Origin of the sequence: Fibrobacter sp. UWT3, assembly GCF_900230125.1 — a bacterium.
Classification (GTDB): domain Bacteria; phylum Fibrobacterota; class Fibrobacteria; order Fibrobacterales; family Fibrobacteraceae; genus Fibrobacter.
In genome coordinates this window covers 121,693-138,948 of sequence record NZ_OCSS01000001.1, presented here as the reverse complement: position 1 = coordinate 138,948, position 17,256 = coordinate 121,693, and the positions used below count along the sequence as shown (strand labels likewise).

Below are 17,256 nucleotides of genomic sequence, written 5' to 3'. Positions count from 1 at the left end.
TTTCTTTTACTCCCCCTATTTAGCGTTGTTCCCGGACAACGGGAAAACGGACGCGGAGCACCCCCTTCCACGCATTTTTCTTACATTTATGGCATGGGCGAAAAGAAACCGTCAAAGAAGATCTTCGAATACCTGGACTACCGGGAATTCCTGAAAGATTACTACAACACCAAGAAGGAGGCGAACCCCGCCTTCTCGCTCCGCGTGTTTTCTGACAAGATCGGTTTCAAGGCCAAGGACTTTATAAGCCGCGTGATGAACGGCGACAAGAACCTTTCGAGCCAGAGCATTCCCAAGGTAGCAAGCGGGCTCAGGCTCGGCAAGCACGAGACGGAATTCTTCATAGCGCTCGTCAAGTTCAACCAGGCAGAAACTACCGAAGAACGCAACAGCGCATTCGGCGAGATGCAGGCCGTGCTCAAGGTGGTGCGATTTGCCGAAAAGCAGCACCTGCTGGGGCACGCGCAGTACATGGTTTATAGCCACTGGAGGCACCTTACCATAAGGAGCCTCATCGGCATGTACGGCTTTGACGGAGATTACGAGGCACTCGCCAGGCGCGTACACCCGCGCATCACCGCCGAAGAGGCGAAGGCTTCCGTCAAGTTGCTCGAAGACTGCATGCTCATCAAGAAGGGCAAGAACGGCAAGTACGTACTGACGGAGAACGCGATTACCACGGGCGACCGCACGTCAAAACTCGCACTCCGCGGGTTCCACCAGGATTGCCTGAAGCTCGCCGCCGATTCCATCGACCGCGACCCTCCGGGCACGCGCCATATTTCAGGACTCACCCTCGGGATAAGCCAGGAAGGCTACGAGCGCATCGTGGAACGCATCAATGCATTCCGCAAGGAGATTGCGCTTATTGCCGAAGAGGACGAGAACAGCGACAAGGTTTTCCAGCTGCAGTTCGCGCTGTTCCCTGTCGGCGGCAAAGACTAGGGAGCAGGCGCTACCGTATCGATTCCCTCGAATACGATCTCGTCGATTTCGATGAAGCTTCCGCTACTGGCAAAGATGCTCACGAACCCGATTTCGTGGGCGATATTTTTCCATTCCACCTGGTACACGGATGCATTCAGCTTTTCCCTGCCGGGCCTGAACACGAATTCCTTCCAGGCGGTGTCGGCAGTCGCGTGCCAGAGCGATTTCTGGAAGTTGTTGTCGCCAAGATCCTTGTAGTGTTCCAGCGCGAAACTGAAATCGCAGTCCCCGCGAACCTTCATGCGGATGGCGGTGAGCGCGCTCAGATCATAATAGCCCGTGTCGAGCCCGAGATGCGTGCCGAGAAGCACGTAGCCGGAATCGCCCAGGTCGAACTGCAGCGAAAGGTACTTCCCGCGGTCACCGTCCACGATGGCACCGCCGAACCCGCCTGCAGAATCGGGCTTGATCCAGGTCGCCGTACCCGAGGCGATATAGTACCAGCCATAGTTCCTGTAATTCTTCGCGAGGTTGTTCAGGCTGTCGCCATCGTCGAAATCCTCGAAGACGTATTCGAGAGTCTTTCCAGGAACGTTCACGAGCGTGTCGGCTTCGGCTCCTGCTTCGAGCGAGAACGTGGCGACAGCGGAATCTCCGGCGACCACGGTGAACATGCCTGCGGGGACGTGAGCGAATACGTAATCGCTTCCGGAGCGCGAGGCCATGTAGGGGGTAGATTCCAGGCGCAGGAATTCAAAGACCTCTTCGTCAGTCGTCGCTCCCGTACGCAGCGTGAGCGATGCCGACGGGGCGAGTTCGATTTGCGTCGCAATTTCGGTCTCGGAAATGGCGGGCTTGAATTCGCTCCAGTTCATGAGTGCGGAATCTGCCCCGGCGATACCTTCGACAAAGCAGTTCCCGCTGGAACATTCTTCCGCGAGCGAATCGAAGTGGGCTAGACCCGAATCGTTGGCGACGGCACTATTGACTACTGCAAAATCTGCCTTCGAATACAGGGTAACACGCGCCTGCGGAACCGGTTTGCTCGCAGCATCCACCACCATAACGGCAATCCCGTTCGTCGTCTCGCTCGTGGCTCCCGCAGTTTCGGAGCCGCTGTCGGAACAACCGGCAAGCAAGGCCACGCCCAATATTAAACACTCCACAGCCCTTTTCATCGTTCTTCCTTTTTCATCATCGGGAACAACTGGAAATTTAACTGATAAACGCTGTCGCAAATTTGCGAAGGCATCGCATTGACCACATTTACGATGGATTTTCGCGTCTCGGCGAGGATTTCGCGGATTTTTTCTATCTGTTTCGAGTCGAGCGCCATCGTGAGCGTGCTGATATCGCGCTTTTCCTTGGGGGTATCGGCGATGGACTTGCGGGCAAGTTCCGCAATGCTCGCCTGGTAGTCGCTAATGCAGGCGCTCAGCCAGTGTTCCTTCGTCTTGAGGTGGGCCTCGGTAGGTACCACGCGGCCATCCTTGCGGGTATGCGCGAGCCCGAGCTGCAACAGCGCGTCTACTGCGGCCTGTACCTGCGTAGCGGTGAGTTTCGGGACGCTGCTCTCGCCAAGCTTTGCGGCATCCTGCGGGCCACGGTAGTCGAACACGTCGAGGGCCGAACGTATCATCGGGTAGAACCACTGCTGAAAGTAGCGGTAGCGGGCCTCGTCCAGCTCGCGGCAGGCGGCAGGGCGCATCTTCTGCAGCGTCTCGAAATGCTTGCGCACCTGCTCGTCGGTTTTCGCCTTCCCGTAGGCGACCATCTCGCGGAAATACTCCGCCTTGGCTTCCTTGAACCGGAAGAACTGCACGAAAGTCTCGATGCACTTGGGCGAAACGTGGCGCTTGCCCTGCAAAATCTTTACCAGGAGGCTCGCATCCATGTTGACCGCAGTGGCGAACACGCGGTAGCTGAACGTCGGGTCCAGCGACTTTTCCAATTCGTAGAACTCCTGCAAAAACTTGCGGTAGTCGGAATAGTCGTATATGTTGATCTTGTTTTTCGAAAACATGGCGGGCCTGCCGGTATAAATATAGTTTCTCGCTATTAAATTTCCAATTTTTTCGGATCAATTTGTAAATTTTTTCACAACAATGTTGACTTTTTTGTCCACACCCGTGGACATTTTACTGGCGGCAACCCGCAAAACAAGGTATATTCAGTATAACCAAGGAGTTCTAATGAATATCGGCCTTAAATTCGCAATTCTCGGTCTGTGCGTCTCGACGGCGGCATTTGCCACCAAGTACGAGGCGGAATCGGCAACGCTCTCCGGAGGTGCCAAAAATGTCAACGCCTCGGGTGTTTCGGGCACGGGGTACGCCGACATGCAGGAAGGCAACATCACCTTCGCGGGAGTCACCGCAGAAAAGGCGGGCAAGTACCAGGTGACCATCCACTACAAGGCGGGCGATTTCAAGGCAAACTACATCGTGGTCAACGGCGCCACCTCGGGTACCGTCGACTTCGAAGCGGCATCCAACTGGTCCGACGTCTCTACCGTCGTCACGCTCAAGGCGGGCACAAACTCCATCTCGCTCGAAAAGTACTGGGGCTGGATTAGCGTGGACTATATCGACGTGGAGCCCTACGAATCCTCCCCCTTCAAGATTTCCGCGACCCCGGTCACCCCGAACGCGACCGAAAGCGCCGTGAAGCTCTACAGTTTCTTGCGCGAAAACTTCGGCAAGAAGACGATTAGCGGAATCATGACCGGCGACATGAGCGGATACACGCTGGGCGCCGACTTCAAGACCCACGACGACGTGAAATACATCTACACGCGCACGGGCAAGTACCCGGCACTCGTCGGCCTCGACTTCCTTTTCGCGACAGGCCCGAACGCTTCCGGCAGCTGGAACATGGAATACACCGACAAGGCGATTTCTATCGCGAAGGGCCTCTGGAAGGCTGGCGGCATTCCCGCATTCACCTGGCACTGGAAAGACCCGCTCGACAAGGATGACGCGTTCTATATCCAGGGCGCCGATAACGGCCAGGGATACACGACATTCGATTTTGCGACCGGATTCAAGGCCGGCACTACCGAATGGAACACCGAAAGTGCCGCCTACAAGGGAATCGTCGCCGACATCGACCACATCGCCGACTACTTCCTCGAACTGCAGAAAGAAGGCGTTGCAGGCATCTTCCGCCCCCTGCACGAAGCGGGCGGCAAGTGGTTCTGGTGGAGCATCAATTCGGGCGACCAGTTCGCGGCCCTCTACCGCCTTGTCTATGACCGCATGGTAAAGGTCAAAGGCGTAAAGAACATGATCTGGGTGTTCAACCCCGAAGGGAGTACCGTCACCTCCTGGAATCCGGGCAGCGAATACTACGACGTACTTTCCATCGACATCTACAACAGCGCAAATGACCACTCCAGCAACGCGAGCGCCTTCGACAAGTTCAAGAGCGCCTCGAACGGCACGAAGATTCTCGCGCTCAGCGAAAACGACCCCATTCCCGACGTAAACAACATGCACACCGACGAAGCGGTATGGAGCTGGTGGATGCCGTGGTACAGCACCTGGAGCGGAACCTGGCCCGGCCAGACAAAGGATGCCGTGTGGAAGAGCAATATGGATGACGAGCGGGTCCTTTCGCTCGAAGACATGCCCGGCTGGGACAAGTACACGGCGGACGTCACCCCCGATACGACAGTAACGCCTCCCGACTCCGGCACGACCCGCATCGCGACCGCACCGCGCCTGCTCGGGACGGCAACCACCATCGGAATTTTCGACATGAACGGCCACTACGTGGGACTCACTACGCAGGGGCTTCCGCAGGGCCGCTACGTCATCCGCAAGCAGGTGCAGGGCCACGTCGTGAATACGGTTTACCTCAAGAAGTAAAGGACAGAAAGGGAAGTGTATGGGATGCATGAATAAAAAAGTCGTTGTCGCCTCAGCGGTGTGTTTCTGGGTTGGTTTGGCAAACGCCATAGTCCCGAACAAGCTGGTTTCTGGCGGTTTGCCGGCACATACGGGGGCGACAACGACCGATTACTTGACAGACGGTTACCTCACGAACTGGAAGAGCAGCAGCGCCAAGGAAATCGCGCTGAACGTGGGCGAAGGCCCCACGAAACTGCGAATCAACTGGGAATCGTACGGCGATTGCGCCTGGGCCACCGACTTTACGAGCGGCTGCGGGCATAGCGGCGTCGCGCTTTCGAATTTCAAGATTTTGACCTCCGCGAATTCCACCGACGGCAGCAACGGCGACTGGGAAGTGGCAGCTACCATCGAGAACAATCCCGTGATGGCGCGCGGCGTCGACATCGAATTTGCGGGAAAGTCGTGGTTCAAGTTCGTGAGCGAAGGCGACGTGGGCCAGATTCTCGAAATCGAGGCTTTCGACATGAGCGCGGGCGGAACCGACACGTGGTTCTTCATGGGCACGAGCATCAGCCAGATGGGAATCAAGCAGCAGGATACCGACTCCACGACGGCGCAAATCATTCACGCGAAGTTCCCGGAATACACGCCCGCCATGCTCCGCGGGGGCATCGGCTGCATCAACAGTTCCGAGGTCGTCGAGCACTTGGGCGAATACCTGGAGTACGCAGGCAACGTGAAGTTCTGGGCCATCGAGATGGGCACGAACGATGCCTGGGGCGGCGGCGACTGGAACCTCGCCACATACAAGAAGAACATGCAGACGATTATCGATTCGGCGAAGGCGCACGGCATCACCCCGATTATCGCCCGCATTATCGCGACAGATTCTTCCAAGGCGGGCTGGCAGGTGAACCCCGCATTCCTCGAGGCCGTCGACAAGCTGACCGAAGAAAACAACCTCCCGAAGGGTCCCGACTTTTTCGCCTACTTCAAGGAACATCCGGAACAGCTCGCGAGCGACGGCGTTCACCCGAACGGCGACAAGAAGGGCGGGCAGGCGATGCACCACCTGTGGGCCGAAGCGCTCGCCCCGCTGTACGCTGCGGGCGATACCACCTGCAAGGATTGCGCAACACCTCCCGACAGCACGGAGCCGCAAGGCATCGCACAAGGAATTAGATTCTCGGCACCCCGCATCTACGCGCAAGGCCGGAGCATCTTTATCGAGGGGCTAGGCGATGCACCCGCAAGCATCATCCTGGTTTCTGCGACAGGCAAGACAGTCGCGCAGAGGAATTCCACAACAGGGTGCGAGCGGTTCGAAAAACTCCCGATGGGGCAATACATTGCCATTATCCGGAGCAAGAACGCAGTCCAGACAAGCAGAGTACAGGTAAAGTAAATAATTTCCTAAACCAAACAAAGAGGCATCCCGAACGGGGTGCCTCTTTCCTGCTACAGGCGCTTGACCGCAAGAATGCGGTTCCCGGCAGTCAGCCGCACCACGTGCGCCCCGCGGGCAAAGTCACCCAACCGTAGCGCAGTGGAATTACCCGCAAAGCGGCCCGCATAGAGCTGATGTCCCTGCACGTCGAACACGCGGATTTCCTTCTCGCCTTCAATGCGGGCAACAACTCGAAGCACGCCGCCTTCAAGCGTCATGTGCACCTGCGGGGCAAATGCACCCGCTACGATGCCCGAAATTTCTTCAGACGAACTCGTGCCCGGCACGATGGCGGAACTGCTCAACGATTCGCTGGAACTGGACTCTACAATTTCGCTGGAACTGGAAGAACTCTCGGCCAACGACGAACTTGAGGGCCAGCCTTCCACGCCGTCCCACTTCACCTTGAAAGTGACTGCGGAATCCGTCTCGGCAATATCGTATATACGGAGCCCGAGATTCTCGCGAGCGTACGTTATGAATTCGTCAAACTCCGTGACATCCTTTATTCCGGGGAACGGGTCACCCTTCAAGTATTTGTCTTCAAGCGTAGGAGCACGATATGAATACCAACCATTCCGTACCGTTTGCAGGCTGTCATTCTTGTCGGCGCGAATCAGGTTCATGCGGTACGAGCCCTTTACGTTTACCTTGTTGTTATCCCAGGCATTGGCGTTGTAACTCACGCGCCAGACAAGCAGGCCGCTGCTCGGGAGCGGCGTTATCTCATCATATTTTGCGCGATAGTCAAGAAAAAAGTATTCGTTCTTGTTCGTGGAGGGGATAAGAATGGCATCGTTCTGATCTATTCCATACAAGGTAATTTCGCCGTTCTGCTTTTCGAGCACGCGCGGGGTAAGCCATCCGAGCGAATAGCGTTCAAAGGCGGTGAGCCTCGGGGGAGCACTCCCTGCAAGAAGGTCATTTTCGGCATAGCTATTGTATTCGCCCATGTCCATCAGCGACCATATAAACGGCGTCGACTGGTCATTCATGTCTTCCGTGTTGTAAAGGTCCGGCAGGCCGAGCACATGGCCATACTCATGGACAAACGTGCCTATCCCCGCAAGAATCTTGGTAGACTGGCCATACTGCGAGTAAGCATTCCCGCTTATCTCGTTGGAACACGCATAATGGGAAACGGAAACGCAACCTCCACCCCACCTATTACACGTTCCCACAACAGCAATCGGATTTACGTAGGCCGCCTGTGGCCAGATAGCGTCCTCTACACCCGTATCGGCTTCACCGATACCCGCATAGATCATGTATACGAAATCCACCTTTTGGTCGCCATCATTGTCGTACAGGGTAAAATCGACATCCCCGCGCTGCTTGATGAGCTTAATGGCCTCGATAAACGCGGAGTCAGGATAGTCGTAGTAGTTGGCACCATCGTAGGTAATCTGGAGAGTCCCGTAATAGGCCCGGGTATTCGAAAGCGTTACCGGAGCGGCAACATCGAACGTGGGCTTGAACGCCCCCATGGAATTCGCGACATAGTAATCACGCACACTCCAGCGCATTCCATTTTCGTGATAGCCTTCCTCGTTCATGTAGCGGCTGAAGTCGGCCTGCGGGTCACTAGACTTGAACTTCACGTCACTAAACTGCACAAGGATTATGAGCCCGCGAATTTCGCCAGTGGTCATGCTCTGCGTAAACTTCGGGCGCGTCGCTATCTGCACCACATCGCTTGTCGGGGTCGCTACGGCAGCACGGAGGGGGGCCGCCCGAAAGGGTACTGCATTTAGGGACGCCGTATCGGCCTCGCCTTCCTGGGGGACTTCGCTCCTATGAAGCGGACGCTTCCTATCGCGCCCCCTCTTCTGGAATTCCTTGAGGATTTTTTTCGAATCGCGTTTCTCGTTGAACTTGCGTTCCTTGTCACCGCGCTTGTCCCGATGGTGGAACCGCATTCCCGTAGGCTTCCCCTGTTCATCGGCGTAGTTCCAGTACCCGAGGGAGTCGCGCGCAATAAGTTCGCTATCCTCTGAAACGGTGTAATGGAAGTGCTCATTTCCCATCACGCGGATCTGCACTACGGAACCATCAGGCTGCTTCGATTCGATGAGTCCTGGATAAGCGGGCACGGCAAACGCAGCGCCACAGAAAGAAAGCGCAAGAACCGCAAAAACGGGGAAAGACCTAAAAAAGTTCATAAGGCACCCAATACACTTATATGACATAATATATGTCAGAAAGTAGCCAAAAGAACCATGAAAACTTTTTTTTCTGTGTAAAAAAAGAGAACGGAGGCGAAATCGCCCCCGTTTCGTGCAAAAAAGCCCCGTTTTTAGCGGACAAGCACCTTCCTTGCGCCGAAGCCCTCGACCTTTACCAGGTAGGCGCCGCTCTTCACGGATTCAAGGCCCAGCGTCGCGCGGCCCGCATTCAATGTACCCGAGGCGACCTTCGCGCCATCGAGCCCGAGCACCGTCACCGTAACGCCGTCCTTTGCGCCGGCGGCACTTACCGCAAGCACACGGCCCTGCAGGTTCACAACCATAGCACGCGAAGCCACCGCCGCCTTCCCCGGAATGGAGACCGGCGGCTCAATCGACTCCGGCTTTTCGTCGTAACGGGTGGCAAGTGCCATCAGGAACCACGTGGTATGCGGAATCCACTGTTCATCCCAGCGCCACACCTGCCACGATTCCTTCATCGAATCAAATCCCACCGCGGCTACACCGTCATCGGTCCAGGCGATTCCGGAACCATCCTTGTTCTTGCCGGTAATGCCGTTCGCGATACCGCCCTTGAGCGTCGCGTCGTATTCAGACTGGCCGTCATATTTCTGGGGAACCTTCTTGCCAAAACCATACATCATGCACGTGGCGTACGGGTTCTTGCCCAGAATCCAGTCGAGCTGGTCGGTCGCATATTTTTGCACGCTATCCGCAACATCCCCATCCAAGGCGTGGGCGGCATACATCGCAGCAGTAGCAAGGCTTGCAAGGCGAGCATCCTCGCCCTGCCACCAGTAGTTGCTCTCGTTGTCATGCGGGATAAAGAAACCGTCCTTGATAGAGCCCTGCGTCTTGTAGGTCTGACGGGCATAGCCGAACGGGTTTTCTACCTTGTTCGTAATACCGACAAGCCAGTTCAAATGCGTCTTGATGGCATCCAAGGCCGCGACCGCATGGGGATTGTCGCAACTAACCCCAATCATGTCCACGCAGTACCAATCAATAAGTCCTCCTTGCATCGTCACAGTAATCTTACTTTCGATTTCGGCATAGCGGACAAGCGCCACCAGCGGGAGACCCGCATCGCTTGCATGCCAGAACGGACGAGTCTTGGCATCGTCGCTCCAGAAGTACCCATCATCGCTCAGGCGTCCAATAAGGTTTGTCGCACGGGTGCGTGCATCCTTCAGGTAATCCACCTTCTCCGTCGCCACATAGAGTTCCGTTGCCGCAAGGAGTGCAGTGTAATCGTCAATAATGTTTTCCTTGTGGTCATCGCAGTAGTCACAGGACTTGCCGATTCCCTGCTTTTCGGACAAATGAGCGTAGGCCTTCTCGGCTGCGGCAAGGTACTGTTCGCTAGTGAAGTCGCCCTTCACGCCGAGTTTTGAGACGCGCGCAAGGCCCGCAATCGCCATGCCACCGCCTTCGCGGAAGGCCGTCTGGTAATCCGTACTCTTGATGCCGTCGGAGCCCGAGAATGCGCAAAGTTCGCGCTTGCCCGTCGGGCTTCCCCAGTTGTCGAACACCGTCATGTAGAAGAAGCCCTGGTCATCGAGCATGCGCACCAGGAAATCCGCACCGAAGGCAGCCTCGTCCGTAGTCTTTGCCTTGGTGTTCGTCTGGCCCAGCAACTGCGAAATACGTTCCGCCGCAAACGCAAGCGACCACACCGTCAGCGGGATTTGCTGCGGGTTCAGGTAGTTCGCGTAGGAAAGGTGAGAGAGATACTTGCTCACATCACCGCTCGCATCGTACCAGCCACCATGCACGTCGCGGGTCTTGCCACCGCCATTGTAGACTGCAAGCTTGGAATCCCAACCCACAATGGTCGAATTCACCGCACGGTCATTGTAGAAGTAGTCGAGCACCGCACCGAGTGTCAGCTTTGCAAGGGCATTGTCTTCCACCTTGAATTCGCCGGAAGTCGCAGGCTGTCCGTTTTCGGTTATCTGCAACGTATAGGTGCCGGCCGCGACACCCTTATCGAGATTCGCCACATAGAACTTGCCATTGTTCGTCCAGTTGTCCGGATTCGACCCTTTCGAAAGCGTTCCTGTCTGGACGGCGTTCCCGCCCGACATCAGCTTGAACTCGGCACCATCAAGCTGGGCGTCGCTCTTGACGATGATGCTGATGGGCATGCCCGCATCGTAACCGACCTGGTTGTAGTAGAAATTCGCAGCGAACGCCGAAGTGGCAACCGCCATGGATAGTGGGATAAGCGTTGTTCTCTTCATGACAAGGAATATAAGTTTTCAGGGCGGTTTCTCCAAACGATAAATCGGAGAGGGCGATTAAAATCACAGGAACAGGAGGCGGAGAACACCCAGGGGATGGCAAGCCGAGGTTTTGCGCACTTTCAATTAACGCAGATAACGCGTAGATTACAAACCAAGTACATTTTCTGGGTAAGGGTGTACCCCCGGGCAACCCAGACAACCCCCTCTTTCGGCGCCTCAGCAACCCTTTTTTTTATCCAGACGGATTTAAACGCTCGTAAATCAACACGCAATTTTGACAAAATATCGGCATTTAGTTCACATTTAACGCTATATTTGCGTAAAATAAACCAGTTTTTAAATCAAGCCATCTTTTTCCCTTGACCATCGTTCTCGCAGAACCTATCTTTGCCTGTGAACCAATCAACCTTAACCAACGACGATTGCGTCAGCCGCCAGAATAACTTCTTTCGTCTCTCGCCTTTCGTCATTCGCCTAAATATGTACTACGAAAGCATCAAAGTTCTCGACTGCACCATCCGCGACGGCGGCCTCGTCAACAAGCACGACTTCTCCCTGGAATTCGTCCGCCGCCTCTACACCCTCCTTTCCGCAGCCGGCATCGACTACATGGAAATGGGCTACAAGAACTCCCCCGAACTTTTCGACCCCAAGGAATACGGCCCGTGGAAGTTCTGCGACGACGACCTGCTCTGGAAGGTGAAGGACGGCATCGAATCCAAGATGAAGATGGCCGTGATGGCCGACGTGGGCCGCGTGAACATGGACGCCGTGAAGCCCGCCAGCGAAAGCCCCTACCAGATGTTCCGCGTGGCTAGCTACGTGAAGAACATCGACAAGGGCATCAGCATGGTGAACGCCTTCCATGACATGGGCTACGAGACGACGCTTAACATCATGGCCGTGAGCCGCGACCGCGGTCCGGAACTTGACGAAGCGCTCCACCAGGTGAACGAAGAATGCAAGGCCGACATCCTGTACCTCGTCGACAGCTTCGGCGCCTTCTACCAGGAAGACATCGACAAGGAAATCACGCGCTACAGGAGCATCGTGAAGAACAAGAAGTTCGGCTTCCACGGGCACAACAACCAGCAGCTGGCTTTCTCCAACACGATCCAGGCCATCATCGACCACGTGGACTACCTCGACGGTTCCGTCTCGGGCATGGGCCGCGGCGCAGGCAACTGCACCACAGAACTCCTGCTCGGCTTCCTCAAGAATCCGAAGTACGACCTGCGCCCGGTGCTCGACGCCTACCAGGAACTGTTCTTGCCGCTCAAGGAAAAGTATGAATGGGGCTACATCATCCCGCAGATGATTACGGGCATGCTCAACCGCCACCCGCAGGATGCCATCGCCATCCGCAAGACCGAAGACAAGGACAACTACACCAAGTTCTACAACCACATGATGAACGATTAAGGTCGAACACCAACAATAAACCATTAGAAAAAGGGCCTCGGCGATTGCCGAGGTCCTTTTGTTTTCAACCAACCCAGTGTTCACTGAGATGCTTTACTGAGTCACGCGGATGCGGAGTGCACCGGCAGCGGACTTCGCGATGAACATGCCTCCACGCTTGGCGAGGTCCGCAGCGCCCGCACGCAGTTCCTGCATTCCGGCAGCACGCACCGTTCCGAGGTAGCTACCGCCCATGTCGAAGATGCGGTATTCCATGGATTCGTTCGACATCTGGAACTTCGCATTCACAAACGTGGTGCTGGTATCGCCACCGATCGGTTCGGGGTCTGTAGCATCCTTGCCCTTCACGAAGGTGAAGTAGTCCACGTCCATCCAGTCACCGACCACCGTAAAGCGGAGGATATGTTCACCCGCAGGGAGCGTCACGTTCTTCTGCACCTTGTTGTAGTCGTCGTAGTTCTCTTCGCCATCGTTTTTGGGGACAGAGATATCGCCCGTGAGCTCGTTGCCATCGAGGGTCATGTTGAAACCGGAAGTCGCATTGGCAGATGCAACCGCAGCAAAGAAGGTGTAGTCGCCCGCTTCCTTCACGTTCACCGTGTATTCGAGCCATTCGCCAGCCTGGTTGTAACCCACGATGTAGCCGGTCGCCTTCTTGTAGATATCGACACCCGTGCCTTCGCGGTAGTTGGTCTCGCCGTGGTCTTCGGAGTCATTTTCGTTGTAGGTCTTGTTTTCCTTGCCGGTACCCGGGATGTCGAAGTTTTCGGCCTCAATCTTGCCCGGCAAATCAATCGCCTTGCCGCCAAACGGTTCACGAGGTACGGGGTCAGCAGGAGTGCCCACGCCCACGAGCGTCACGATGCAGTCCTTGAATTCCGAGCTACCCGCATCCATGGTGATAGTCACGGAGCCGTTCTTCACTTCGACTTCGCCTTCATACTTGGCATTCTTTGCCTGGCTCGTCGTGTACACGTGGAATGTTTCCACATCGGCACCCTTCACGTTAACCGTTACGGTCTTGGAATTCTTGTAATCGCGGTTCACGAGCACCACGATGACGGAGTCGCCTTCGGAACTCTTGTAGGCACTCGCAAACAGGTTCGATTCGGGCTTATCAGTCGCACCCACGCGGATTGCACCCGGACGGATAAAGCGGGCGAACTGGCTCATCACGTAGCCGCGCTTCGAGACCTTGCCGATTTCGTTGGACGGTATCTGGAGTTTGTTGCCGAAGTCCTTCTCCATGATGAGGCCGTAGCAACGGCGGATATACCACCAGGTGTACTGGTTGAAGTTGCCCACGACCATGGCGCGGTGGATTTCGTAAGCCACGTCCATGGCGTTCACGGTATCACGCTTGTTCTGGTTCGCCTGGTCACCCGTATTCGTAATCGTGCGCCAGTAGTTGCCGCTTCCCTGGCTTTCGGTGTAGTGTTCCGTCATCCAGCGTTCTACGCCCTTCTGGTCTGCAAGAGAATACTGGAAGAAATTGTCCCCGGTGTTTCTGTCGCTTGCATAGAAGTGCGCTCCGAGAATATCCCAGTTCTTGAGGGCGTTGGCGTCGTTCAGCACCTTGTTGTAGAGGTTCTTGTCGTAGCGGAAGGATTCTGTCGAAATCACCTTGGCACCGTTCTTGCGCATCTTGTCGGCATAGCCCTTGGTGAAGTTGTAGATTTCGTCGGCGCTCCAGCAGGCCCATTCACCGCACCAGTCCGGTTCGTTACTGATGGAGATGGCGTACAGGGGAACGCCCTGGTTCTTCATGTAATCGTTAAAGCCGTTCAGGTGGTCCACATACTTCTGGTAGTTAGACGAAGACATGTGCTGGTTTGCACCCGCATAAGGAGAAGTCCACGGCGTTGCATACAAGATAAAGTCATCGCCGGCATACTTCTTGGCGTACTTGGCAGCCTGCACTTCCTTGTTGAAGTCGCTGGAGTTCGCATACACCGGAATACGCAGCGTGTTCAAGCCAATCTGGCCATCGCCCGTACCGAACGCAAGTTTGGCATCGGCCTCGGAAAGGCCGCCACCGCCCTGCCACTGGTTGTGCACCATGCCACCGAAACCACGGATAACCTGGTGTTCGTCGGTAACATCGACATTGACAGTCGATGCGAAAGCGGTCGAAACCAACGCACCGCAACCCAACGCGAGTGCAGTCTTCCACGCCCCCTTAACAACGCTGTTTTGATTCAAACTTTTCATAACATCCCTTTGCCAAACAGAAACCCGCAGGATTGCGGTCCCATAACCTAAAATTAGATGAAAAAGCTCAAAAAAACGCACATCGCGCCATTTTTTCCATTGACGTTTTGGCAATAAGAACTAGGGAGGACATACGCACGGCTAGTCCTCCCTAAGACCCTCCTGACGCGCGCATAATCGCCTGGAACAGGGTTTGTGCTTTATGGTATCGGCGATTAAGTGCACGCACACCTTCGGTGTTTGAGACTAGGGAGGACATACGCACGGCTCACCCTCCCTAAGACCCTCCCGACGCGCGCATAATCGCCTGAAACAGGGTTTGTGCTTTATGGTATCGGCGATTAAGCGCACGCGCACCTTCGGTGTTTGAGACAAGGGAGGGCGCCCACGGGGCTGGCCCTCCCTAAGACCCTCCCAACACTCGACACAAGTGTCTTCGTGGGCACCTTCGGTGCGTAAAAAAAGAGCCCCGGAGCGGGGCTCCGGGGCACTTCATGACGCTCTTGAGAAGCATCAATCTGGATGTGTGGTGTTTAGGGACTCTTTTATGGTATTACTTTGCCGTATTCACCATGAATTTCTTGTTGCCGGTCAGGGAACGGAGCATGTACACGCCCTGGTTGAAGCCTGCCGCACGGAGGGCCTCGCCAGCAGTCGCACCGTCCAGGCGGATCTTACCGACCATAGCGCCCTTCAGATCAAACACGCGGTAGGTTTCGTACGGTACGGCCTTGAACGCAACACCAGTCTCGATGGCATCCGTGCTAATCGGTTCCGTATCTTCAGCATCCTTGCCTTCGAGGATATTGAAGTAGTCAATATCGAACCAGGAACCGACAACCGTGAGCCTCAGGACATGTTCGCCCGCAGGGAGCTTGATGTTCGCCTTGACCTTGTTGTAATCATCGTAGTTTTCTTCGCCTTCGCTGGCCGCGGGCACGGTGATTTCTTCGGTAATGTCCGTTCCATCGAGGGAGAACTTGAAGCTCGAGGTGCTACCGGCAGCGGCAACTGCGGCATAGAGCGTGTAGTCGCCTTCCTTCGCCACATTGATGGTGTATTCAAGCCATTCGCCTTCGGTATTGTAGCCCACGATGATGCCCGTCGCCTTCTTGTAGAGGTCAACACCGGTGCCTTCGCGGAGGTCGCTATCGCCGTGGTTCTCGGAATCGGATTCGTTGTAGGAATCAATGTCGCCACCGCGACCCGTACCCGGTTCATCAAAGTTTTCGGCCTCGATCTTGCCCGGTACCGCCCAGGCCTTGCCACCGAACGGCTTCTGCGGTTCCGGCGGAGTCGTGCCGCTGCCTTCGAAGCCCCATGCCTTGATAGCCATGGTAGAATCCCTGCTGCCCTTGAATACGAGGAACACCTGTTCCACGATTCCCTTGAGGCCAGTGACTTCGCAGGAATTCTCGGCAAAGGTATTCTTGTTACCGGTATTCTTGAGCGTGCAGGTGCCGGCGAGCGTACCTGTCGCAGAACCCGTGTGGATTTCAACCTTGTCGCCATCCGCAGTGCTTGCGGCCTGCACCACGAAACCGGTGGCTGCAGTACCAAAGTCAACGCCACTCACGCGGATCCAGGATTCCTTCGTGGAAAGCGGGAGCAACAGGTGTTCGGCAACCTTGCCCGGAGTCCAGTTGGAACGGCTGCGAATGCCCTTTTGCTTGGAACTCGTGAGTGCCGGGTACCAATCGTACGGGTCAAAGTTCTCGATCTGTTTCGGGCCTTCCTTCGTGAAGGTCAGTTCCTTCATGGTGCCGTCGTTGTTGTAGAAGAACTCATCCACGCTCACACTACGGTGGAATGCGGGTACCGGATTCGCCTGGCCGTCATCGGCAGGAATCTTTTCCAGACCATCGTAACCGTTCGCAATGCGGCGGTCATGGTAGGCAACGTACCAGTGGCCCTTGAATTCGGCAATGCCATGGTGGTTGTTGTTGTTCGCGTTGATGTTCTGCCCGTTGATGTTCGGGTTACCCATGAATATTCCCTTGTATTCATAGGGACCCATCGGGTTCTTGGACATGCCGTAGGCAATACGCAGGTCTGCCGTACTGTAAGACAGGTAATAGTTGCCCTTGTACTTATGGATGTAAGAAGCTTCCATCGCCTTCGGGCCACCAATCTTCAGGTGAGTCTTGGTGCTCACATCAAAGCCCTTCATGTCCTTGTTGAGCTTGTAGATGTTGAAAATGTCGTTGTTGTTGTTATTTGCCGGGCGGCTATCGCTGCTGCCGCCACCAAACGTGAAGTAGCCCGTACCGTCGTCATCGAAGAAGATTGCCGGGTCAAAGCACCAGCCGATGCCGTCGCAGTCCGAAATACCGCCACCCCAGTTGTTGATGAGCTTCTTGTTGCCCGAAACAGGGTTCGTCCAGGGGCCGGCAATGCTGTCGGCGCCGATGAGGCCAATGCCGCCACCACCGCCATCGGGGAACACGATGTAAAGCCTGTGATCGTTGGGGTTCACAGCAATGCCGGACGCCCAGATATCGCCGATACCGTCAACCTTGCGGGCATCGTAGATAATGCCGAAGTCGGTCCAGTTCTTCATGTCCTTGGTGCGGAAACCGTAGAGGGCCTTGATGTTGTAGCCGTTGGCATTGGCTGCCGCCGGGTCGTCAGAGTCGGTAATGACGTAGAAGTAGGTGTCATCGGCAGCGGCACCCGGGTCGGCGAGGTAATGGTAGCTGGAAATCGGGTTGTCCGCGAGAGCGGATGCAGCCAGGCCGCACACGGCAGCGAGGCCAAATTTTCCCATAAAAGACTTCTTCATTTTACACATCCCTATGTTAAAACGGCAAAATTGCCCTTTCTTGACTATAATCTACCTCCGAAAATGGCGATTTTCCCACCCACGAGCCGACTTCTCATTGACTATTTATCAATAGCGACTAGGGCGGGTTCGCACGGCTCACCCTCCCTAAGACCCTCCCGACGCGCACATAATCGCCTAA

Annotated in this window: 10 protein-coding genes; 4 read left to right on the top strand and 6 right to left on the bottom strand. The window is 55.6% G+C overall.

The genetic code is table 11. The features are described from left to right. The first annotated feature begins 93 nt into the window (after nucleotides 1-93). Complete coding sequence (locus CRO08_RS00580) at nucleotides 94-945, top strand: TIGR02147 family protein (protein WP_097034646.1); 852 nt, start codon at nucleotides 94-96, stop codon at nucleotides 943-945. Here the strand turns inward: CRO08_RS00580 and CRO08_RS00575 are convergent. Both CRO08_RS00575 and CRO08_RS00570 read right to left on the bottom strand, forming a co-directional pair. Further along, on the bottom strand, nucleotides 942-2,105 hold the full coding sequence (locus CRO08_RS00575) for a hypothetical protein (protein ID WP_097034645.1): 1,164 nt from the start codon (nucleotides 2,103-2,105) through the stop codon (nucleotides 942-944). The genes CRO08_RS00580 and CRO08_RS00575 overlap by 4 nt on opposite strands. Continuing rightward, a complete protein-coding gene (locus CRO08_RS00570) occupies nucleotides 2,102-2,950 on the bottom strand; it encodes a TIGR02147 family protein (RefSeq protein WP_072809215.1) in 849 nt (282 codons plus the stop codon). Before CRO08_RS00570 ends, CRO08_RS00575 begins: the two co-directional genes overlap by 4 nt. A 169-nt stretch (nucleotides 2,951-3,119) precedes the next feature. Between CRO08_RS00570 and CRO08_RS00565 the strand changes: the two genes are divergently transcribed. Continuing rightward, on the top strand, nucleotides 3,120-4,796 hold the full coding sequence (locus CRO08_RS00565) for a glycosyl hydrolase (protein WP_097034644.1): 1,677 nt from the start codon (nucleotides 3,120-3,122) through the stop codon (nucleotides 4,794-4,796). Between the two features lie 76 nt (nucleotides 4,797-4,872). Then, nucleotides 4,873-6,186: a hypothetical protein gene (locus tag CRO08_RS00560; protein WP_097034643.1), complete on the top strand. Its 1,314-nt coding sequence runs from the start codon at nucleotides 4,873-4,875 to the stop codon at nucleotides 6,184-6,186. A 53-nt stretch (nucleotides 6,187-6,239) separates the two neighbouring features. Here CRO08_RS00560 and CRO08_RS00555 read toward each other — a convergent pair whose 3' ends face one another. Both CRO08_RS00555 and CRO08_RS00550 read right to left on the bottom strand, forming a co-directional pair. Then, nucleotides 6,240-8,390, bottom strand: a complete 2,151-nt coding sequence (locus CRO08_RS00555) for a M6 family metalloprotease domain-containing protein (protein ID WP_176495010.1) — start codon at nucleotides 8,388-8,390, stop codon at nucleotides 6,240-6,242. 134 nt (nucleotides 8,391-8,524) lie between these two features. Further along, nucleotides 8,525-10,657 (bottom strand): glycoside hydrolase family 9 protein, encoded by a 2,133-nt coding sequence (locus CRO08_RS00550; protein WP_097034641.1) that lies wholly within the window; start codon nucleotides 10,655-10,657, stop codon nucleotides 8,525-8,527. Nucleotides 10,658-11,140: 483 nt separating this feature from the next. Between CRO08_RS00550 and CRO08_RS00545 the strand changes: the two genes are divergently transcribed. Beyond that, nucleotides 11,141-12,082, top strand: coding sequence for an aldolase catalytic domain-containing protein (locus tag CRO08_RS00545; protein ID WP_073113535.1), 942 nt, complete (start codon nucleotides 11,141-11,143; stop codon nucleotides 12,080-12,082). Nucleotides 12,083-12,175: 93 nt separating this feature from the next. Here the strand turns inward: CRO08_RS00545 and CRO08_RS00540 are convergent, their stop codons facing one another. Together CRO08_RS00540 and CRO08_RS00535 are read right to left on the bottom strand one after the other, a co-directional pair. Beyond that, entirely contained in the window at nucleotides 12,176-14,293 is a 2,118-nt protein-coding gene (locus CRO08_RS00540) for a carbohydrate-binding protein (RefSeq protein WP_097034640.1), read from the bottom strand. Nucleotides 14,294-14,846: 553 nt separating this feature from the next. Then, nucleotides 14,847-17,075: a carbohydrate-binding protein gene (locus tag CRO08_RS00535; protein ID WP_255252179.1), complete on the bottom strand. Its 2,229-nt coding sequence runs from the start codon at nucleotides 17,073-17,075 to the stop codon at nucleotides 14,847-14,849. Nucleotides 17,076-17,256: the final 181 nt, after the last annotated feature.